Raw genomic sequence first — 20,432 nt, 5'->3', positions numbered from 1 at the left:
GATGCGCCGCATTCTCTTCCTGCTGCTCCTTACCGCCTGCGCCGCCCGCGCGGAAGACGGCCGCCCCGGCACCCTGCTTAAGCTGAACGACTTCGGCAGCGACGACGTCGCCTACTTCGCCATCCCCGCCCAGGCGCCGCGCGGCGGCGTGGTGGTGATCCACGACAGCCGCGGCCTGGTCGACGCCGACAAGGACCGCGTCGACCGGCTGGCGAAGGAGGGCTACATCGCCGTCGCCCCGGACCTCTTCAACGGCCAGACCGCGCCCGACACCGTCCGCGCGGAGGACCTCCGCCGCCAGCTCGACCCGGAGTCGGCCCAGCGGACCATCGCCGCCGCCGTCAACTTCCTGCGGCAGAGCCCGCGCTTCCGCGCCGCGCGCGTCGGCGTCGCCGGATGGGGCATGGGCGCGCCTTTGGCCGTGGAGGCCGCCCTCCGCGCGGAGGCGGAGAGAGAGCCCCTGGACGCCGTCGCCTGCCTGGGCGGGCCGCTCCCGGAAGGCGCCCAGGACCTCTCCCGCCTCGGCGCGCCGGTCCTCTTCGTCACCTCGGACGCCGCCTCCACCCCGGAGGCGCGGGAGCGCTTCGGCAAATCGCTGGAAACCCTCCACAAGGAAGCGGAGCTCTACCTCCTGCCCGGCGGCTCCGCGGAGGAGGAGGAGGCCCTCTCCTGGCAGAAAGTCCTCGGCTTCCTCACCCACTCCTTCTCCGAAAAGCCGAAGAAAACCGGCCTCATCAAATCGACCTGGCAGAAGCTCTTCCCGTCCAAGGCCTCCGCGCCGCAGGCGGCCAAGGCCGCGCCCGCCAACGGATGAGCCCCTGGCGGCTCCTGCGCGACGGGCCCGGGGAGGCGGCCTGGAACATGGCCCTGGACGAGGCGCTCCTGCGCCACGCCGCGTCCGGCGTCCTGCGGATCTACCAGTGGCGGGACCCGGCGGTCAGCCTCGGCTATTTCCAGGAGGCGGCCGTCGCCCCCGCGGGGCGGCCCTTCGTCCGGCGCTACACGGGCGGCGGCCTCGTCGACCACGCGCGGGACGTCACTTACACCGTCGTCGTTCCCCGGCACGACGCCCTCGGCGGCCTTTCCACCGCGGAGAGCTATTCCCGCATCCATGAGGCGGTCGCCGCCGCGCTCCGCCGCATCGGCGTGGAGGCGGAGCTGGCCGCCTCCTGCGACCCGGAAGAGGCCGACGCCTGCTTCAACCGCGCCGTCCGTTTCGACGTCGTCCACGCGGGCCGGAAAGTCGCCGGGGCGGCCCAGCGCCGCACGCGCGCGGGCATGCTCCAACAGGGCAGCGTCCTGTTGCCGGACCCCGCCCGTAACGAGGCCCTGCGCGCCGCGCTGCCGGAGGCCTTCGCCGCCGCGCTCGGCGTCGCGCTGGAGCCCGGCGCGCCGACGGAGGCGGAGCGGGCGGAGGCCGAAACCCTGGTCCGCGAACGCTACGGGACCGAGGCCTGGAACCGGCAGCGGTAGGGCGAATCTCCCCTACTTGGCCAGCGGGTGCAGCGTCAGCTCGATGCGGCGGTTTTTTCCGTGGTCGGCGGCGGAAAGGGGCTTGGCCGCGCCGTAGGGGCGCAGGCTGACGCGGACGGGATCGGTCGCCTCCGCCAGGGCGCGGGCCACCGCGTTGCCCCGGCGCAGGGAAAGGTCCCAGGGGTTGAACATCGCGGCGGGCTTCCCCTTGGCGGGCGGGGTGTCCATGTAGCTCTCCACCAGGATCTCGGCGGCGGGGGCTTCCTTCGCCACCTCGGCCAATTTGTGCAGGAAGGCCGCGCCCTGCTTGTTCGGGCCCGGGTCGGTCGAGTCGAAGAGGGCTCCGTCCAGGATGCGGACGCGGACCGCGTCCCCTTCCGTCCAGACCGTCACGCCGTCCTGAGAGACGAAGGCCTTGGTCAGCGCCACGTGAAGATCGTTCTGCGCCTGCCTGGCCGCCGCGCTCTGCTGGCCCTGCTGCTCGGTCTGCGCCTGGACGGCCTGGAGCGTCTGCGTGGCCGCCTGGAGGACCTGCTCCCGGCTCTTGAGGAGGTTGCCTTCCTGGGCCAGCTGGCCCTGAAGCTTGTCGATCTGCGCGCGCAGCTGCTGGTTCTCCGCGCCGAGGATCTGCTCCTGGTCCCGCAGGAGGCGGGCCGCCTTTTCCTGGGAAACCCAGCCGCCGTAGCTCCAGACCAGGAGCGCGGCCAGGACGGCGCAGAGCCCGCCCCAGAAGAGGAGCGCGCCGCGGCCTCCGGTGGGCATCCAGATGGGGGGCGCGGGCGGGCGCTTCGGCGCGGCGTCGGTCATGGCGGATATCTAAGAGCGTGAAAATCTTTCTCGCAAGCACCGTGCGGGGAAACGATGATCGCCGTCCTCCCATGCCCGAACTCGCCAAAGCCTACGAGCCCGCCGCCATCCAGGACCGCCTCTACGCCGGATGGCTGGAAAAAGGCCTCTACCACGCCGATCCCGCCCGCGTCTCCCCGGAGCGCCCCGGCTACGCCATCGTCATCCCGCCGCCGAACATCACCGGCGTCCTCACCATGGGCCACGTCCTCAACAACACGCTGCAGGACATCCTCTGCCGCAAGGCCCGCCTGGAGGGGAAGGAAGTTCTCTGGCTCCCCGGCACCGACCACGCCGGCCTGGCCACCCAGACCGCCGTGGAAAAGGCCCTGCGCAAGGAGGAGAAGAAGACCCGGCACGACCTGGGGCGCGAGGAGTTCCTGGCCCGCGTCTGGGCCTGGAAGGAAAAGCACGGCGGCATCATCACCGGCCAGCTCAAGAAGCTCGGCTGCTCCTGCGACTGGGAGCGGGAGCGCTTCACCCTGGACGCCGGTTACAGCCGGGCGGTGCAGGACGTCTTCGTCGCCCTCTACAAGAAGGGCCTCATCCGGCGCGGCAAGCGGATGGTCAACTGGTGCCCCGGCTCGCTCACCGCCATTTCCGACGAGGAGGTCATCCCCAAGCCCCAGCAGGGCAAGCTCTACCACATCCGCTACGAGCTGGCCGGAAAGCCCGGCACGTTCCTGGTCGTCGCCACCACGCGGCCGGAGACGATCCCGGGCGACGTGGCCCTGGCCGTCCACCCGGACGACCCGCGCTATAAGGACCTGGTGGGCCAGACCGCCTTCCGCCCCTTCCCGCGCGCGGAGATCCCCATCGTCGCCGACGACGCCCTCGACCCCAAGTTCGGCACCGGCGTGCTGAAAGTCACCCCGGCGCACGACAAGGTCGACTTCGAGATCGGCCGCCGCCACAATCTGCCCGCCGTCGAAATCCTCACGCCCGAGGCGCGGATCGACTGCCCCGCCGTGCCGGAACTGCACGGCCTGGACCGCTTCGAAGCCCGGGAAAAGGCCGCCCTCCTCCTGGCCGAGCGCGGCCTCCTGGAAAAGGAAGAGCCCTACAGCAACACCGTCGGCTACAGCGAGCGGGCCGACGTGCCCATCGAGCCCCGCCTCTCCGAGCAGTGGTTCCTCGACTATCCCCGGACGGAGGAAGCCCTCCGCGTCGTGCGGGAAAAGCTCGTCCGCTTCTTCCCGGAGCACTGGGAAAAGGTCTACGCGCACTGGCTGGAAAACATCGAGCCGTGGTGCATCTCCCGCCAGGTCTGGTGGGGCCACCGCATCCCCGTTTGGTACAAGGACGGCGAGGAACGCTGTCAGGCGGAGTCCCCCGGCGCGGGCTGGGAGCAGGACCCCGACACCCTCGACACCTGGTTCTCCTCCTGGCTCTGGGCCTACGAGACGATGGACGCCGCCGAGCGGCGGGCCTTCTACCCGACCGACGTCCTCGTCACCGGGCCGGACATCATCTTCCTCTGGGTCGCGCGCATGATCATCGCCGGGCTCGAGTTCCAGCCCGGCGGCGCGCTGCCGCAGGAGAACATCCCCTTCCGCGACGTCTGCTTCACCGGCCTCATCCGCGACCAGAAGGGGCGGAAGATGTCGAAGTCGCTCGGCAACTCCCCCGACCCGCTCGACCTCATCGCCAAGTACGGCGCCGACGGCGTCCGCTTCGGCCTCATGCGCATCGCGCCGCAGGGGCAGGACATCCGCTTCGACGAGAAGCAGATCGAGGAGGGGCGCAACTTCGGCAACAAGCTCTGGAACGCCTGCCGCTTCCGCGCCATGCAGGGCCCCATCGACCCGCAGGCCGATCCGTACGCGCTGGCGCTCTCCCCCTTCGCCCGGCTCCTGCTTCAGCGGCTGGAGGCCGCCACCGCCGTCGTCCGCCGCGCGCTGGAGGAATACCAATTCAGCGTCGCCGCCAACGCGCTCTACGACTTCGTCTGGAACGAGTTCTGCGCCCGCCTGATCGAGGCGGCCAAGGTCGACTTCGCCGACCCCGCCTCCCCCACCCGCGCGGGGACCCTGGCGGCGATCGACTACACCCTGGCCCGCGTCTTAAGACTCCTCCACCCGTTCATGCCCTTCCTCACGGAGGAGCTGTGGCTCGGCCTCGGCTTTGGCACGGAGACGATCCAGTTCGCCGGCTGGCCGGAGTCGCACGCCCCGGCCGCCGGGGAAGAGGAAGCCGCGCTGGCGGAGAAGGTCTACCAGACCGCCGAGAAAGGCCGCGCCCTCCGCAGCCAATACGGGCTGCCCCCCGGCCAGAAGCTCCGCTTCCTATTGTCCTCTCCGGCGCCCGCCGCCGCGCAGAAGGTGCTGGAGACGCTCCTGGGCGCGTCCGAAATCGGCCACGCCGCCGCGTCGGAAAAGGCCCCCTTCGTTCCCACCCCGCTGGGCGACCTCTACCTCCCCCTGGAAGGCCTCATCGACCCCGAGGCGGAGAAGAAGCGCCTGGCGAAGGAGCTGGAAAAGGCCGAAGCCGACATCGCGCAGACGGAGAAGAAACTTTCCAATCCCGACGTGGTGGCGAAGGCCCCCGCGGAGCGGGTGCAGGAGTGGCGCGACCGGCTGGAAACCCTCCAGCGGAACCGCGCCCAGTTCGCCGCGCAGCTGGCGGCGCTAGGTTAGACCGCTTCCCCGCGCAGGAGGAAGTATTCCAGCGCGTCGCGCAGGGCGATCCAGGACGCCTCGATGATGTTCGCCGAGACGCCGACGGTCGTCCACGCCGTCTCGCCGTCGGTCGACTCGATGAGGACGCGGACCTTCGCGCCGGTGCCGGAGGAGGAATCGACGATGCGGACCTTGTAATCGGTCAGCCGCACGGGGGCGATCTGCGGGTAGAACTTCCGCAAGGCCTCGCGCAGCGCGGCGTCGAGCGCGTTGACCGGGCCGTCCCCCTCGGCGACGGTGTAGGTCTTTTCCTCGCCGACGGAGAGCTTCACCGTCGCCTCGCAATCCTCCGGCCCGTCCGGGCGGCGGCGGAAGGAGACGTGGTATTCGATGAGGGAGAAGAAGGCCGGGTGGTGCTGGAGGGCCTTGCGCGCCAAGAGCTCGAAGGAGGCGTCGGCCCCCTCGAATTCGTACCCCTCGTTTTCCAGCCGCTTGATCGTCTCCAGGATCTCGCGGGTCTCCGGCGCCTTCTCGTCCAGGGAGAGGTTCAGCTCCCGCGCCTTCATCATGACGTTGGTGCGGCCGGAAAGCTCGCCCACCAGGATGCGGCGGACATTGCCGACCGTCTCCGGCGCGATGTGCTCGTAGCTGGAGATGAGCTTGTTGACCGCGTTGACGTGGGTCCCCCCTTTGTGGGCGAAGGAGGCCTGGCCGACGAAGGGGGCGCGCGGGTTCGGGCGCTGGTTGGCCGTCTCGTCGATGTAGAGGGAGAGGTCGCGGAGCTGCGCAAGCTTTTCCGGGGGGAGGACGGGGCGTCCCATCTTCAGCTGAAGGTTGGGGATGACGGTGGTCAGGTTGCAGTTGCCGGTCCGCTCCCCGTAGCCGTTGGCGGTGCCCTGGACGTGGACGGCCCCGGCCTCCACGGCGGCCAGCGCGTTGGCGACGCCCAGCCCGGCGTCGTCGTGGGTGTGGATGCCGACGGCCCCGCCGACCTGCGCCACCGCCGCCCGGGTCACCTCGGCGACGAAGCCGGGGAGGGAGCCGCCGTTGGTGTCGCAAAGGACGACGACGTCGGCCCCCGCCCGGCGGGCCGCCTGCAGGCAGGCCATGGCGTAGGCGGGGTCTTCCTTGTAGCCGTCGAAGGCGTGCTCGGCGTCGTAGATGACCTCCCGGCCCTGGGATTTCAGGTAGGAGACGGTGTCGGCGATCATGGCCAGGTTTTCCTCCGGCGTGGTGCGGAGGACTTCCCGGACGTGGAGGAGGGAGGTTTTCCCGTAGATGGTGACGACGGGGGTTTGCGCCTCCAGGAGGAGGCGGACCTGGGGGTCCTCCTCCACGGCGACCCCGGCCCGGCGCGTGCTGCCGAAGGCGGCCAGCCGGGCGTTCTGAAAATGGTGCCCTTTGGCCCGCTCGAAGAACTCGATGTCCTTGGGGTTGGAGCCGGGCCATCCCCCCTCGATATAGTGGACGCCGAAGGCGTCGAGCCGGGCGGCCAGGTGAAGCTTGTCGGCGGTGGAAAAGTGGATTCCCTCCGCCTGGGAGCCGTCCCGCAGGGTCGTGTCATAGAGCTGGACGGCGGCGTTCATGGGCCGGTCAGCCTGCCGTTTTGGCACGGCTAATGCACGCCAATTTGAAGCTCCCTCGACAACGCCGCGCCGGAGTGCGAACGTAGGGCGTATGCAAATCCACATCAGTCCGCGCGACATCAAGCTGACGGCGGCCATCCACGGCCACATCGCCGAGAAACTGGAGCATCTGGAGCACTTCGCCGACGGGATCATCGGCGCCCACGTCGCGATCTTTCACGACACCTCGCGGGCCAACAAGCACGCCTTCGTGGTGAAGGTCCACCTGGCCGTCCCCGGCCCCGACCTGCACGCGGAAGACCGCGGCCACGAGCTCTACCAGGCTGTCGACCTCGTCGCCAAGCGGCTGGAGCAGCAGCTCCGCAAGAAGAAGGGCGCGCGCGCCGACAAGCGCCGCGTGGCGGGCCGCGTGGCCAAGACCAAGCGCGTCGTCGCCCGCGTCTAGCTTCATGGAAATTCCGCCGCTCCTGCTAGCCTCCGGCTCGCCGCAGCGGCGGAAGCTCCTGGGCCTCCTGGGCGTCCCCTTTCAACTGGCCGGCTCGCTCCCGTTCGAGGAGCGGACAGAGCGGGACAACCGGGCCCTTTCCCCGCACGAATTCGCCTGGCACAACGCCCTGGGCAAGGCCCGCGCCGCCGCGCGCCTCTTCCCCCGCCGCCGCATCCTGGCCGCCGACACCACGGTGAGCCTGGGCGGACGCATTTTCGGCAAGCCGCGCGACCGGGCCGACGCCGCGGCCACCCTCCGCACCCTGGCCGGACGGCGGCATACCGTACAGACGGCCGTCGTTCTGGTGTTGCCGGACGGGCGGGAACGGAGCGCCGTCACCTCCAGCCACGTCCTCTTCCACCCCCTTTCGGACGCGCGGATCGCCCGCTACCTCGACGCCGTCGACGTGATGGACAAGGCGGGCAGCTACGCCGTCCAGGAACAGGGGGACTCCCTCATCGCCGATGTCCGGGGCTCCCTGACCAACGTCATCGGCCTGCCCCTGGAAACCGTCGCCGCCGTCCTCCGCGCTGCTTGATTTTTAGCCGCCGCGGCGCAACATTGATATAACACGGCTGGTTGAATCCCTTATGCGGTTCCCTCTCCTTCCACGGGCTTGCGCGTTCGCCTGTGCGCTATTGGGGGCATCCGCGCCTCTCTTTGCCGATCCGGCTGAAAAAGTCCCGGAGCCCCATTTCCTGACCGCCACGCGGGTCTTCCGCACCGGGGCGGCGGAGGTGGTCCCCTTTGCGGTCGCCCACGCGCCGAAGGAAAAGACCGTCTACCCGCTCCGCGTGGAGGGGCCGGACGGAACGCTGGCCGTCCTCCTGCCGCCCACCGTCCTGCCGGGGCGGACTGTGGGCTTCCTGCGGATCGACCCGCGCCAGGCGGGCCAGGCCGCCCTCCTCCTGGACAAGAGCCGCCTGGAGGCCCGCGTCGTGCCGGGCGGCCTTGACCCCGCGCGGCCCCAGGTGGTCAGCCCCACGGCGGGCTGCGACGCGTGGGGGCCGGTCACCGTTTGCGCGGAGCTGTTCAGCGCGCGGCCCGGCGACGATCCGCGCACGGTCTCCCTCCGCCTTCCGGACGGACGGGAACTGCCAGGCCTGGCCGCCCCGCCCCAACCCGGGGAATGCTTCCGCCGCTTCACCTTCCGGGTCGACGCGGACGCGCTTCCTCCCGGCGTCGCGCTCCTCACCCCGGTCCTGCGGGACGGCCAGGCCGCCGTGGAGGGCGACCCGCTCTGGCTGAACATCGTCCGCCCGAAGCCCGGCCAGCTCCTCTCCGGCTCCTGCGCGGCGCGCAACGCGGACCCGCGCGCGCTCCAGGCCGGGGAGAAGCCGCCCGACGTCCAGAAGGATCCGGAGGCCGACGGAGGCCAGCGCCTGGGCGCCTTCAACAACAAGCTCGGCTGGTGCCTGGCGGTCGACGTTCCCACGCCCGGCTATTACCAGCTCATCCTCCGCGCCAAGGGGACGGAAGGCGGCGGCGCGCTTCCCACCATCGGCCTCCGCTTCAACGAGGACCGCACCCCGGTCGCCTCCTCCCGCCTTTCTCCCGGCGATTGGCACCGCGTCCCCATCGGCACGCCGTTCCGGCTGCCGCCGGGGGCCCACATCCTGACCGTCGCCTACATGAACGACTTCCGCGTGGGGCCGGACAAGCGGGATCTCTTCCTGGACCGCTACGAGCTGCTCCGCCTCGACGCGAACGCCGCCGCCCCGCCTTCTCCCGGCATGGCGATGATGGCGGGGGAGGAGCCCCCCATGATGGCCGCCGCGGCGGAACCCTCCATGGGCGGCGGCATGAGCGCGGGCAGCGGCCCGGCGGCCAATCCGAGCGGCGCGGACGACGTCGACATGTCGGTCATCGGCCGTCCCGGCTCCCCGCTGCGCGTCGGCTTTGACCGGATCTTCGACAACCAGCCCGCGGCGGGCCCCGTCCTTCTCCACGCGCGGGCCTGGTGGCAGAACGCGGGCACGGGGGCCGCGCCCGCCCGCACCGAGCTGCTCCTCAACGGCGTCGGCATCGCCTCCCAGCCCGGCGCCGATCTCTGGTTCCGCATCGCCCCCGGCTCCCTCCTGCCGGGCGTGAACACCGTCTCCCTCCGCTCCGTCCTGCCCAGCGGCCTGGCCGCGGAGGCGCCGCCGCAGCGGATCGTCCTAAACGCGCCCGGAGGGCAGGCCGGTCCGCCGCGCCGCTTCCTCCGCTTCACCGCCGGGGAAAAGGGCTGGACCGGCCTCCTGCCCGGGCCCCGCGCGCCGATCGACCGGCCCGCCGTCTTCGCCTCCGCCGCCTCCGCCGCTCTGGAACTGCCCGCGGGGCTGGCCGGGGACTTCCTCGTCTTTGCGGAGACCGCCAAGCCCGATCCCAAGGCGCCGAAGGCGGAGGTCGCCTTCGGCATCCACGCCCCGCACGGGACGGTCCAGCTGGGCCGCGCGCCGGTGACGGGCTATGAGTGCGCCTTGGGCCGCGTCCACCTGGATGGCCGGGCGGGCCAGCGGATTTGGATTGGCCTGGCCTCTCCGGAGCCCTCCTCCTTCTCCCTGCGCGCGCTGCGGCTGGAAGAGATCGGTTCCGCGCCGCCGCCGCCCGCCGTCCAGCTCCTCTACCCCTTTGAGGGGGCCGTCCTGGAAACGGCCGACGCGGTCGTCGCGCGGGGCTTCGCCGCCACCGGCACCGCCTGGGTCGACGTGGTGGCCGATGGCAAGCCGCTGGGCCTCCACCTGCGCCCGCCGCGCAACCTCGGGCCGGTCGTCTTTCCCCTTTCCCTGCGCGGCTGGAAGCCGGGGCCGCACACGCTGGCCGTCGTCGCCCGGGACCGGGACGGGCGGGAGGCGGGGTCCGCCGCCGTCACCGTCACCGTACCCGCGCGGCTCTCCGGGGAGCCCGGCTCCTACGCGCGCGCGGTGCGGCTCTTGGACCGCTTCGCCTACGGGCCGGAGCCGGAGGAGCTGGCCGCCGTCCTCACGGAGGGGGAGGACGTCTGGCTCCGCCGCCGCCTGGCGGAGGATTTTTCCAGCCCCGCCCTCCAGGCCCTCGACAAGGAGACAGGCGTCACCTTTCCCGAGGCGCGCGGCGCGGGCGCCCCGGCGCGGGCCATGCACCAGCTGCTCCTGACCTCCAACCCCGTCCGCGCGCGCTTCGTCCTCTGGACGGAGAACCACTTCTCCACCTGGGTCAGCAAGGTGAAGGAGGGGGCCAAATGGCGGGAGCACCTCCGCTTCTGGCAGGCGGGCGTCGCTCCCTTCCCGGAGCTGCTCCGCCTCTCCGCCACCAGCCCCGCCATGCTCGTCTACCTGGACCAGTTCAACAGCTACGCCGGAAAGCTCAACGAGAACTACGCCCGCGAGATCATGGAGCTGCACACCCTGGGCGTCCACGGCGGCTACACCCAGGCCGACGTGACGACCCTGGCCGGAGTCCTCAACGGCTGGACCCTCTCCAGCGAGGCCGACCTTCAGGGCGTCCCCGGCCCCGAGCTGGACCGCGTCTTCCGCTTCGACCCCCGGCTCAACGACGGCAAGCCGCGCGAGGTCTTCGGCCTGGAACTGCCGCCCTCGGCCCCGGCGGAGCGGTTCGACCGCGTCTCCCTGGCCGTGGAAATGCTGGCGGCCCATCCGGCCACCGCCGCCTTCATCTCCCGCAAACTGGCGGAGCACTACGTCGGCGTCCCCGCGCCGCAGCCGCTCGTCGACCGCCTGGCCAGGATCTACCTGGAGAGCGGCGGAGACATGCAGGCCCTCCTGCGGGAGATCGCCCAGGCGCCGGAATTCTGGAAGGCCCCGCTGCGCCTCGCCCAGCCGGTCGACTACGCCGTCCGCCTCCAGCGCCTGGGCGGCAACGAGCCCGACCCAGACCAGGCGGGCGCCACCGCCACGTTCCTCAAGCAGTCGGGCCAGGGCCTCTTCGACCGGCCCACGCCGGACGGCTACAAGGAGGGGGACCGGGAATACGCCGGCTCCAACGCCCTCCTGCAGCGCTGGCAGTTCGCCCGGCGTCTCGACGCGCGGCTCTCCTCCCTCCTGCCGCCGGAATGGCTCGACCCGAAGGGGAAGTGGGACGCCGCGCGGGACCGCCAGGCCATCGACTTCCTCTCCCTGCGGCTGACCGGCCGCCTCCTTTCCCCCGCCTCCCAGCAGGCGGCGGAGGATCTCCTTTCCAAGAGCCAGGACGCCCCGCCCCAGCGGGCCGCCCTCCTCGCCTCCTTCCTCTGCCAACTGCCGGAGGCCAACCTCCGCTAACCCGGGAGAAATCCATGCACCTGACGCGCCGCTACTTCCTGAAGACCTCCGGCCTCCTGGCCCTCTACTGCGGGATCACCCCCTTCGACCTCCTGGCCCAGGCGGGGCTTTCGCAAAAGGACATTCGCCCCGTCGCGGCGGACCGCACCCTCGTCGTCGTCTTCCTGCGCGGCGGCATGGACGGGCTCAACTTCGTCGTCCCCCATGGCGACGCCGACTACTACAAGCTGCGGCAGTCGATCGCCATCGCCGCGCCCGGATCGGCCGACGGGGCGCTCGACCTGGACGGCCACTTCGGCCTCCATCCGCGCGCGGCGGCCCTCCGGCCCCTCTTCCAGTCCGGCCGGGCCGTGGCGCTCCAGGCCGTCGGCTACGACAAGAACACCCGCTCCCACTTCGAGGAGCAAGACACCTGGGAGACCGGCGTCATCGGCAACACCATCGCCTCCGACGGGTGGCTCAACCGCCACCTCCTGACCTCCGCCGGCCGCGGCCCGATCCGCGCCGTCTCCGTCGGCGACACGCTGCCCCGCATCCTGCGCGGGGAGGCCCCGGCCTACTCCATGCGCGGCGTCGACGACCTGGCCTTCCCCAAGACCGCCGCGCCGCAGGACCAGGCGCTGGTCGGCGCGGCGCTGGAGCACGCCTACTGCTGCGGCCCGCGGGAGGCGGGCCAATACGCCGGGGCGGCGCGCGACCTTTTGGCGGAGACCGCCCAGGCCACCTTCTCCGGGATCGAGCAGCTGAGGGGCGTCGTCTCCGCGCCCTACCAGCCCGGCGCGGCCTATCCGGAAAACGAGTTCGGCCGGAAGCTGCGGGAGGTCGCCCGGCTCATCAAGGCGGGCGTCGGCCTGGAGGTGGCGGAGATCGACTACGGCGGCTGGGACACCCACCAGAACCAGGGCGGCGCGGCGGGCAACTACGGCAACATGGTGGAGGGGCTGGCCCAGGGCCTGGCCGCCTTCAACCAGGACCTGGGCTCCCGGATGGAGAACGTGCTGGTGCTGACGCTCAGCGACTTTGGCCGCACCGCGAAGGAAAACGGAACGAAGGGGACCGACCACGGCTGGGCCAACTGCATGCTGGCCGTCGGCGGCCCGGTCAAGAACCGCCCTCGCCCCGTCCTGGGCAACTGGCCGGGCCTGGGACCGGAACAGCTCCACGAAAGGCGCGACCTCCTGCACACCACCGACTTCCGCGACGTCCTGGGGGAAGTGGTCCGCGTCCACCTGGGAAATCCGAACATCGAGCGGATCCTCCCCGGCCACGCCTTCCAGCCGGTGGGGCTGGTGTAAGAAGAGGGGCTGCCAAGGCCGGGAATAGCCGAATTATTGTTTATGAGCACCTTCATGGATCGTCTTTGGGCGCTGGAAACCGGGATCGAAAAGGCGGTTAAAAACAAAGCGCCGCTGCCGCCCGGGGCGCTGAAAACGATTTCCAAGGCGTTGAACAGCGGAAGCTCCCTCAGCGGCTTCCTCCGCGATTTTAGCATGGGAGACCCCCTTCTAAATTCGGTCTCCCACAACTTGATGCGGGGAGGGCAGGCGTATGCCAACGATCTGAAGGCCTTCGCCGAGGCCCAGATCACCAACCGGAATCGTGAAATCGTCCTGCGCGAGGCGCTGGTCATGTACCGGATCTACAACAAGGAGGAAGAGGGACACCGCGCCGCGCTGCGCCCGGTCATCGCCCATCTCGCCGGCCGCGTCAGCCCCGAGGGCAAGGGCGAGGCCCACGGCGGCTCCTTCGCCGGTTTCTCCCCTTTCAAGGACTCCCTGGAAGAATTCGGCCTGCCCACGCCCGAATCGAACCGCTTCGGCGGGGTCGATTTCAAGAAGGCCGTGCTCCATCCGATCCGCTCGCTGCGCGGCGACTACCGCGAGCCGGTGGCGGAGGCTTAAGGAGCGGGCGCCTGCGGCTCCGCCGCGGCAAAGTCCGGGAGAAGGATCTCCCGGTTCGATTCGCTCGACTTCATGATCGCCTCCAAAATGGCGATGACCAGGAGCGTCTGGTCGATGGGAACGGGGGAGGGGGAGCGCCGGCGGACCGCCTCCGCGAAGGCCAGGATTTCCTCCGTGTGGGCGGGCTTGCGCCCCACGATGGGCAGGACGGTACCGTCGACCAGGGCCCGGTTGACCACCGTATGGAAGCGGCCGTCCGGCCAGCGGACGGAGGCCTTCTTTCCCTGCAGGGTGGCGTTCAGCTCCTCCTTTTCCTGGTGCTGGAGCCAGCTGGCTTCCAGGACCATCGTCGCCCCGTTGGAAAAGTGGATGTAGCCGCCGGCGAAGTCTTCCACGCCGAAGAGGGTGCGGTCCCACTCCCCCCACGCGCCGGGGATCTCGAAGCCTTTGGCGAAGTTGGTGTGGGCCCGCCCGCTCACCCGCACGGGCGTGGGGAAGCCCATCAGCCACAGCGCGGTGTCGAGCGCGTGGACGCCGATGTCCATGCAGGGGCCGCCGCCGGAAAGCTTCGGGTCGATGAAGCCGGGGTTGATGGGAAGGTGGTTGCGCCGGGTGGCGTTGACGCGGGCGTGGTAAAGCTCCCCCAGCGCGCCGGAGTCGACCCACGCCTTGATGGCCAGGGACTCCGGGCTGAAGCGGTGGTGCTGCGCCGTCATGAGGATGCGGTCGGTCTTCCGCAGGACGGCGCGGATCTGCAGGATCTCCTCCACGGAGACAGCCAGCGGCTTTTCGCACAGGACGTCCTTGCCCGCCTCCAGCGCGGCGATGACGGCGGGGGTGTGGACTTTGTTCGGCGTGCAGATGTCGACGGCGTCGAGGTCCGGCATGGCCAGCATCTCGCGGAAATCGGCGAAGACGCGGGGGATGTTGAAATCGTCGGCCAGCTTTTGCGCCGCCTCGGGGTGGATGTCGCAGATCGCGGCCACCTCGCAATCGGGGACGGCCAGCCAGCCGGGTTTGAGGTGGGCCCCCCTCACGATGCCGCCCGCGCCGATGATCCCGACCTTAAGGGGTTTCGCCATACCTGTGGATGTCTGCCGTACAGTAGTATTCCGCGGGGACAATTCAAGCGGGGCTATTGCCAAGGCGGCCCCGCCCCCGATATAAATGCTGCCTTTGCCTATGATCTCCCCCGAAGCCAAGATCATGACCCCCGCCCAGGCCGCCGCCTTCCGGGAGGGGTTGGAAAAGGAGGGCCGGAAGCTGGTCTTCACCAACGGCTGCTTCGACATCCTTCACCGGGGCCACGTCACCTACCTGGGCTTCGCCCGGGAGCAGGGGGACGCCCTGTGCGTCGGCCTGAACACGGACGCCTCCGTCCGCCGGAACAAGGGGGAGAACCGCCCGATCAATAACGAGGGGGACCGGGCCTACGTCCTGGGCGCCCTCCAAGCCGTCGACGCCGTCGTCCTCTTCGGCGAGGAGGAGCCGAAGGAGCTGATCTCCCGGATTCTCCCCCACGTGCTGGTGAAGGGGAAGGACTGGGCCCATTACGTGAGCGGGCGCGAGGTCGTGGAGGCGCGGGGCGGCAAGGTCGTCCTGGCCAACATGGTCGAGGGCCGCTCCACCACCAACACCATCGCCCGCGTCGTCGAGGTCTACGGAAAGAAATGAAGGACAAGCCGATCATCGTCACCGGCGCCGCCGGATTCATCGGGCGCAACGCCGTCGCCGCCCTCAACGCCCGCGGGCGGGAAAACCTCATCCTGGTCGACCACCTGGGCCAGGAGGAGAAGTGGCAGAACCTCGCCGGCCTCCGCTTCGAGGACGTCCTCCTGCCGGAGAAGTTTTTGGGGCAGGTCCGCGCCGGAAAGCTGCCGAAGGCGGAGGCCCTCATCCACCTGGGCGCGTGCAGCGCCACCACGGAAAAGGACGCCGATTACCTGCTGGAAAACAACACCCACCTGACCCAGGAGCTTTGCCAGTGGAGCCTGAAGCGGGGGACCCGCTTCGTCTATGCCTCCAGCGCCGCCACCTACGGGGACGGGGAGCGCGGCTACCGCGACAGCGAGGCCGATCTCGACAGCCTGCGCCCGCTGAACATGTACGGCTACTCCAAGCACCTCTTCGACCTCTGGGCGCGCCGCCACGGCCTCTTCGACCGCATCGTGGGGCTCAAGTATTTCAACGTCTACGGCCCCTTCGAGGACCACAAGGGCTCCATGCGCTCCCTGGTGCAGAAGGCCTACCACCAGGTCCGGGAGCGCGGCTACCTGGAGCTGTTCAAGTCCTACCGGCCCGAATACCAGGACGGCGCGCAGAAGCGGGACTTCATCCACGTGCGGGACGCCGTGGCGGTGACCCTCCACTTCGCCCTCGACTCGCGGGCGGGCGGCCTTTTCAACTGCGGCACCGGCCAGGCGCGGACGTGGGTCGACCTGGCCAACGCCCTCTTCGCCGCCATGAACCGGCCGGCCGACATCCGCTTCGTCGAGATGCCGGAGATCCTGCGGGAAAAATACCAATATTTCACAGAGGCCGACATGGGGAAGCTGCGCCGCGCCGGGTATCTTCATCCCTTCTCCAGCCTGGAGGAAGGCGTCCGCGACTACGTGCAAAGCCACCTAGCCCTGGATTCCCAATAGCCCGCAGGCTCGGACCGGATGGAGGAGGATCTTTTCCGGACCCACCAGGACCGCTCCGCCCTGGGGCGCGGAGAAAGCCTCATCGAAGCGGCGGCCAAGCGGGGTCGCGGCTTCCCCAAACCTCCGCCCCACTCCTACGCGGAGGCCCGCCACCGGCTCATTTCCGGCCTCTCCGGCCTGCGGGAAACGCTGCGCGCCATCCCGCCGCTGGAGGCGCCGCCCGGCCGGCTCGTCCTGGCCCTCCGTCTCCACCCGGATTTTCTCTCCGCCGCCTTCGAGCCCGACCCGCTCCTGCGCCTGCTGCCCGCGGCGGCCAAGGTCGGCGCGCGGGCCTGGCGCGCCCCGCTGGCCGCCGTCATCCCCAGCGCGGAAGTGCGGCGGGAGCTGGAGCAGGGCCGGACGGAGGCCCCCGCCCGGCTCGTCTTTCTGGCCGTCGCGCCCGACCCCTTCGTCGAGGAATTGCTGGCCGTCCTGGACCGGGCGGAGAGCGCGCTCTCCCAAGCCGTCCGGCACGATCTCCAGCGCATCGAGCGGATCGACCTCCTTTCCCCGCAGGAACGCGTCGAGCCCGCCGCCCTGGCCGCCGAGGAGGAAGAGGGCCGCCCCCCCCGGATCGAGCTGGTCCTCCATCCTTCGCCCCTGCCGCTGGAAGCGCAGCGGGAACACCTCTTCGCCCGCCTGGCGGACGCGGGCCTCTTCCCGGATCCGGGGCGCGCGCGCTTCCGGCCCTATCCGGGCGGGCCCACGTTCGTCAGCCTGCCCCAGGGCCGCGCCGCCCTCGCCACGCTGGGCGGCTACAATCCCCTGCGCACCGCCCGCCCGATGACCCTGGGGCTTCCCTTTCCCATGCTGCGCGGCGCGCCCATGCTGGCCGCGCCCCAGCCGCCGCCCGCCCGCACGCCGCGCGCCGCCGTCACCGTGGCGGTCTTCGACGGCGGCTTCGACCCGGAGCTGCCCCTCCTGGCCGGCCACGCCCGGATGGAGGAGGAGGGAACGCCCGTGCCGCCCCACCCGGACTGCGTCGCCCACGGCACCGCCGTGGCCGGGGCGCTTCTCCACGGGCCGCTCAACCCCCACGCCGCCGAGGCGGCCCTGCCGCCGCCGCCCGTCTCCCTCCTCGGCTTCCGCGTCTTCCCCCTCTCCAACCCGACCGACTTCGATCTTTACGAGGCGATCGACACCCTGGAGCGCGTCGTGCCGAAGCTGGAGCGGGTCAAGCTCCTCAACCTGAGCTTCGGCCCGCGCGGCCCGATCTCCGACGACAACCTCTCCCGCTTCACCACCGTGCTCGACCGCCTGGCCTACGAGCACGACGTCCTGCCCATCGTCGCCGTGGGCAACGACGGCGCCCTCTCCGAAAGCGGCCGCATCCAGGCCCCCGCCGACTCCGTCAACAGCCTCTCCGTCGGCGCCTTCAGCCATTACGGCGGGGAGCGCTACGCCGTCTCCTACTCCTGCCGCGGGCCGGGCCGGGAAGGGGCCAAGGAAAAGCCCGACCTGGCCGCCTTCGGCGGGTGCGAGCGGACCCCCTTCCACCTCGTCTCCGCGCGGTCCGGCCACCGCGTCCTGGACCACGGCACCAGCTACGCCGCGCCGCTGGTCGCCCGGCGCTGCGGGGAACTCCTGGCCCGCTCCCCCGGCCTCTCCCCGCTCCTCGTCCGCGCGCTCATGATCCACCACAGCCACCCGCCGCACGGGCAGCGCGGCGCGTTCGACTACGCGCTGGGCCACGGCTACTGCCCGGAGGACGCCGACGCCATGCTCGGCTGCCCGCCGAAGACCGTCTCCATCCTCCTGGACCACGCCGTGCCGCCGAAGAGCGTGGCCCGCTTCCCCCTGCCATTACCCGCCGCCGTCGCCAGCGGCCCGGCGGAAATTTCCTGGACGCTGGCCGTCCTGGCCCCGGTCGACCCCCTCTCCTCCCTCGAATACACCCGCGCCGCCGTGGCCGCCACCTTCTATCCGGACAGCCGCGTCTTCACCTTCACCCCTCCCGCCGGGCTCAAGCCCCGGCCCGCGCCGCGGCGGCTCAACATCGTCCTGGAAGCCTCCGCCGCCGCGCAGCTGGAGCAGGAAGGGTGGACCCGCTCCGAGCTGCCCGTTTCCCGCGCCGCCAACCTCCACCGCCCCCCGGAAGGCCTCCGCGCGGGCGACCTCAAATGGGACACCGTCCTGCGGGCGGGCGTCTCCATGCAGGCCGCCGGGCTGCACGAGCCCTTCCTCCTCCTCCAAGCCACCGCGCGCAACGGGGAAAAGCGGCCCGTCCGCTTCGCCGGCGTCGTCACCCTGCGCCTGCCGAAAGCCAAGGACGACATCTACGACCAAGTCGTCCGCTCCTACCCTTCCCTGCGGAAAATCGCCCAGGAGGGGGACGACGCCCTGCCCCTGGCCGTCTAATCCGTACGCGCGCGGTCTTGTGTAATCGCCGCCAGGGCTTATTTTTCTCCCCATGAACGCCAAGTCCCTCGGGCTCGCTTTTCTCGGCCTCCTCCTTTTCCTCCTCATCGCCGCCGGCGGCGGCCTCGTCCTGGGGTACAACGGCCTGGTCCGCAAGCAGCAGGCCGTCGAGGCCCAGTGGGCGCAGGTGGAAAACGTCTACCAGCGCCGGGCCGACCTGGTGCCGAACCTCGTTTCCACCGTTCAGGGCGCCGCCGATTTCGAGAAGTCGACCCTCACCGCGGTGACCGACGCCCGCGCGCGCGTCGGCCAGGTCACCCTGCCGCCGAGCGGCCCGGAGAACCAGGCCCAGATCGACGCCTTCCGCAACGCGCAGGGCCGCCTGGGCGCCACCCTTTCCCGCCTCCTCGTCGTCGCGGAGCGCTACCCGGAGCTGCGCGCCACCGACGGCTTCCGCGACCTCCAGGTCCAGCTGGAGGGAACGGAAAACCGCATCGCCGTGGAACGCCGCCGCTTCAACGAAGCGGCCCAGGCCTACAACACCTCCCTGCGGACCTTCCCCGCCGTCCTCTACGCCGGGCTGCTCGGCTTCCAGCAAAAGCCCTACTTCACCGCCGAGCCCGGCGCGGAACGGCCCCCCTCCGTCCGGTTCAACTTTGACGGCGGCGCGCACCACACCACCGTCACCGGCCCCGGATCGGCCCCCCGCTAACGCGGCCCCGCGCAATGCGCCTTCTCTCCGTCCTGGCCCTGCTTCTGCCGCTTCTCCTGGGCGGCCTGCCCGCCGCGGCGGCAGGCGCGGACGGCCTTCCGCCCGCGCCGAAGAACTACTGCACGGACACGGTCGGCTTTCTTAGCCCCGCCGCCCGCGCGGAGATCGAGGCCCTCCTTCAGCAGAACGAGAAAGCCACCTCCAACCAAATCCTCGTCGTCATTTATCCGCGCGTGCCCGGCCAGGAAACGGCGGACGAATACGCCGACCGCCTCGCGCAAAAATGGAAGGTGGGGCAGCAGGGGAAGGACAACGGCCTCATCCTTTTCCTCTTCGTCGCCGAGCACCGCATCCGCATCGAAGTCGGCTACGGTTTGGAGGGGGCCGTGACCGACGTGCTATGCAACCGCATCATCGACACGGAAATGCGTCCCCGCCTGCGGGCGAACGACCGCGACGGCGGGGTCCGCGCGGGCGTCCTGGCCCTGATCGCCGCCAGCCGCGGCGAATACAAGGGGACGGGGGAAACCGCCGCCCAGGCCCAGGCCGACCAGGGCTCCTCCCTGGCTTTTTGGATCTTGGTCGCCCTGCTGATCCTGGCTTTCTTCATCCGCCGCCGGGGCGGCGGGGCCTACTACAGCGCGGGCGGCTTCGGCACCGGCTTTGGCACCGGCTACACGCTGGGACGCTGGGGGCGGGGAGACGACGGAGACGGCTTTAGCGGGGGCGGCGGCCGCTTCGGCGGCGGCGGCGCGGGGGGGAGCTGGTAAAATGAAGCCCCTCTTTTCCCGCCACCGGAAATTCCTGGCAAAGATCGACCATGCGGCGGTCCTGGCCGCCCTGGCCGCGGCGGAAGCCGGCACCACCGGCCATGTCCGCGTCTACGTCAGCCCCCGGCCGGAGCCCGACGCCCTGGAAGCCGCGCGGCGGCACTTCCTGCGCTTCGGCCTCTTCCACCACGCCCAGCGCAACGCCGTCCTCCTCTTCGTCGCGCCGCGCTCCCGCACGTACGCCGTCCTGGGGGATGAGGCCGTCCACGCCCAGGCGGGCACGGCGGCCTGGGAGGCGATCGGCGCGGCGGCCGCCGCCCGCTTCCGGGAGGGGGATTTCACCGGCGGCCTCGTCGCCGCCATCGGCAAGGCGGGCGAGGTCCTCAAGGCTCATTTCCCGCAATGAGGCGCCTCCTTGTCCTGGGCCTCTTGCTGGCCTTCCTTCCAGCCGCCCGGGCGGCGAAGGCGGAATTCCCCGTCGTTCAGACGGCGCGCCGGACGGTGACTTTGGAGGGCCTGGGCACCCGCACCTATTGGGTCGGCGGAGAGCACCAATCCGGGGAGGTCAGCGTCCTGAAGGTCCCGCAGGACCACGCGCCGGACAAAATCTATTACCTGCCCGCCTCCTTCCATCCGCACGACTACTTCCGGGCGGGCATCGACACGCCGGTCGTGGTCACCGGCTCCGTCCAGGTGCGGGACGGGAAGAACTACCTCTTCCCCTACTCCGCGTACGAGAAGCGGCCGTAGGGCCCC

At 70.7% G+C, this 20,432-nt stretch carries 18 protein-coding genes; 15 read left to right on the top strand and 3 right to left on the bottom strand.

Annotated elements, in window-relative coordinates; translation table 11 throughout:
• The first annotated feature begins 1 nt into the window (after position 1).
• Both PW734_03565 and PW734_03560 read left to right on the top strand, forming a co-directional pair.
• Complete coding sequence (locus PW734_03565; GenBank protein MDE1170277.1) at positions 2–814, top strand: dienelactone hydrolase family protein; 813 nt, start codon at positions 2–4, stop codon at positions 812–814.
• Positions 811–1,473 (top strand): biotin/lipoate A/B protein ligase family protein, encoded by a 663-nt coding sequence (locus PW734_03560; GenBank protein ID MDE1170276.1) that lies wholly within the window; start codon positions 811–813, stop codon positions 1,471–1,473. Before PW734_03565 ends, PW734_03560 begins: the two co-directional genes overlap by 4 nt.
• A 12-nt stretch (positions 1,474–1,485) precedes the next feature.
• Here PW734_03560 and PW734_03555 read toward each other — a convergent pair whose 3' ends face one another.
• Positions 1,486–2,280, bottom strand: a complete 795-nt coding sequence (locus PW734_03555) for an OmpA family protein (protein ID MDE1170275.1) — start codon at positions 2,278–2,280, stop codon at positions 1,486–1,488.
• A 71-nt stretch (positions 2,281–2,351) separates the two neighbouring features.
• Here PW734_03555 and PW734_03550 point away from each other — a divergent pair, with 71 nt between their 5' ends.
• The gene (locus tag PW734_03550; protein ID MDE1170274.1) at positions 2,352–4,955 is read left to right on the top strand and encodes a valine--tRNA ligase; all 2,604 of its coding nucleotides are present in this window, start codon (positions 2,352–2,354) and stop codon (positions 4,953–4,955) included.
• Here PW734_03550 and cimA read toward each other — a convergent pair.
• A complete protein-coding gene (cimA, locus tag PW734_03545) occupies positions 4,952–6,523 on the bottom strand; it encodes a citramalate synthase (protein MDE1170273.1) in 1,572 nt (523 codons plus the stop codon). The genes PW734_03550 and cimA overlap by 4 nt on opposite strands.
• 91 nt (positions 6,524–6,614) lie before the next feature.
• Here cimA and raiA point away from each other — a divergent pair, with 91 nt between their 5' ends.
• The 5 genes from raiA (at position 6,615) to PW734_03520 (ending at position 13,152) form a co-directional block, all read left to right on the top strand.
• Positions 6,615–6,968, top strand: coding sequence for a ribosome-associated translation inhibitor RaiA (gene raiA, locus PW734_03540; GenBank protein MDE1170272.1), 354 nt, complete (start codon positions 6,615–6,617; stop codon positions 6,966–6,968).
• A 4-nt stretch (positions 6,969–6,972) separates the two neighbouring features.
• On the top strand, positions 6,973–7,548 hold the full coding sequence (locus PW734_03535; protein ID MDE1170271.1) for a Maf family protein: 576 nt from the start codon (positions 6,973–6,975) through the stop codon (positions 7,546–7,548).
• A gap of 100 nt (positions 7,549–7,648) precedes the next feature.
• Positions 7,649–11,251: a DUF1800 family protein gene (locus PW734_03530; GenBank protein ID MDE1170270.1), complete on the top strand. Its 3,603-nt coding sequence runs from the start codon at positions 7,649–7,651 to the stop codon at positions 11,249–11,251.
• Between the two features lie 14 nt (positions 11,252–11,265).
• Complete coding sequence (locus PW734_03525) at positions 11,266–12,546, top strand: DUF1501 domain-containing protein (protein MDE1170269.1); 1,281 nt, start codon at positions 11,266–11,268, stop codon at positions 12,544–12,546.
• Between the two features lie 54 nt (positions 12,547–12,600).
• Positions 12,601–13,152 (top strand): hypothetical protein, encoded by a 552-nt coding sequence (locus PW734_03520; GenBank protein MDE1170268.1) that lies wholly within the window; start codon positions 12,601–12,603, stop codon positions 13,150–13,152.
• On the opposite strand, the gene PW734_03515 is transcribed toward PW734_03520, so the two are convergent.
• On the bottom strand, positions 13,149–14,234 hold the full coding sequence (locus tag PW734_03515) for a Gfo/Idh/MocA family oxidoreductase (protein MDE1170267.1): 1,086 nt from the start codon (positions 14,232–14,234) through the stop codon (positions 13,149–13,151). The genes PW734_03520 and PW734_03515 overlap by 4 nt on opposite strands.
• 100 nt (positions 14,235–14,334) lie before the next feature.
• Between PW734_03515 and PW734_03510 the strand changes: the two genes are divergently transcribed.
• Genes PW734_03510 through PW734_03480 form a run of 7 tightly spaced genes read left to right on the top strand, consistent with a single transcriptional unit; the run spans position 14,335 to position 20,426 of the window.
• Positions 14,335–14,826 carry an adenylyltransferase/cytidyltransferase family protein gene (locus PW734_03510; GenBank protein ID MDE1170266.1) on the top strand — a complete coding sequence of 164 codons (492 nt, stop codon included), beginning with the start codon at positions 14,335–14,337 and terminating at the stop codon, positions 14,824–14,826.
• Positions 14,823–15,797, top strand: a complete 975-nt coding sequence (rfaD, locus tag PW734_03505; protein ID MDE1170265.1) for an ADP-glyceromanno-heptose 6-epimerase — start codon at positions 14,823–14,825, stop codon at positions 15,795–15,797. The genes PW734_03510 and rfaD overlap by 4 nt, the downstream gene beginning before the upstream one ends.
• Before the next feature lie 18 nt (positions 15,798–15,815).
• Positions 15,816–18,194, top strand: coding sequence for a S8 family serine peptidase (locus PW734_03500; protein MDE1170264.1), 2,379 nt, complete (start codon positions 15,816–15,818; stop codon positions 18,192–18,194).
• Positions 18,195–18,246: 52 nt separating this feature from the next.
• Positions 18,247–18,906 (top strand): LemA family protein, encoded by a 660-nt coding sequence (locus tag PW734_03495; GenBank protein ID MDE1170263.1) that lies wholly within the window; start codon positions 18,247–18,249, stop codon positions 18,904–18,906.
• A 14-nt stretch (positions 18,907–18,920) separates the two neighbouring features.
• A complete protein-coding gene (locus tag PW734_03490; protein MDE1170262.1) occupies positions 18,921–19,676 on the top strand; it encodes a TPM domain-containing protein in 756 nt (251 codons plus the stop codon).
• Between the two features lies 1 nt (position 19,677).
• The gene (locus tag PW734_03485) at positions 19,678–20,082 is read left to right on the top strand and encodes a TPM domain-containing protein (protein ID MDE1170261.1); all 405 of its coding nucleotides are present in this window, start codon (positions 19,678–19,680) and stop codon (positions 20,080–20,082) included.
• Positions 20,079–20,426, top strand: a complete 348-nt coding sequence (locus tag PW734_03480; protein ID MDE1170260.1) for a hypothetical protein — start codon at positions 20,079–20,081, stop codon at positions 20,424–20,426. Before PW734_03485 ends, PW734_03480 begins: the two co-directional genes overlap by 4 nt.
• Positions 20,427–20,432: the final 6 nt, after the last annotated feature.

The sequence above is a fragment of the Verrucomicrobium sp. genome (assembly GCA_028283855.1).
Lineage (GTDB): Bacteria > Verrucomicrobiota > Verrucomicrobiia > Methylacidiphilales > GAS474 > GAS474.
Note: the sequence above shows the minus strand (reverse complement) of the source record. Positions and strands in the feature narration are given on the sequence as shown.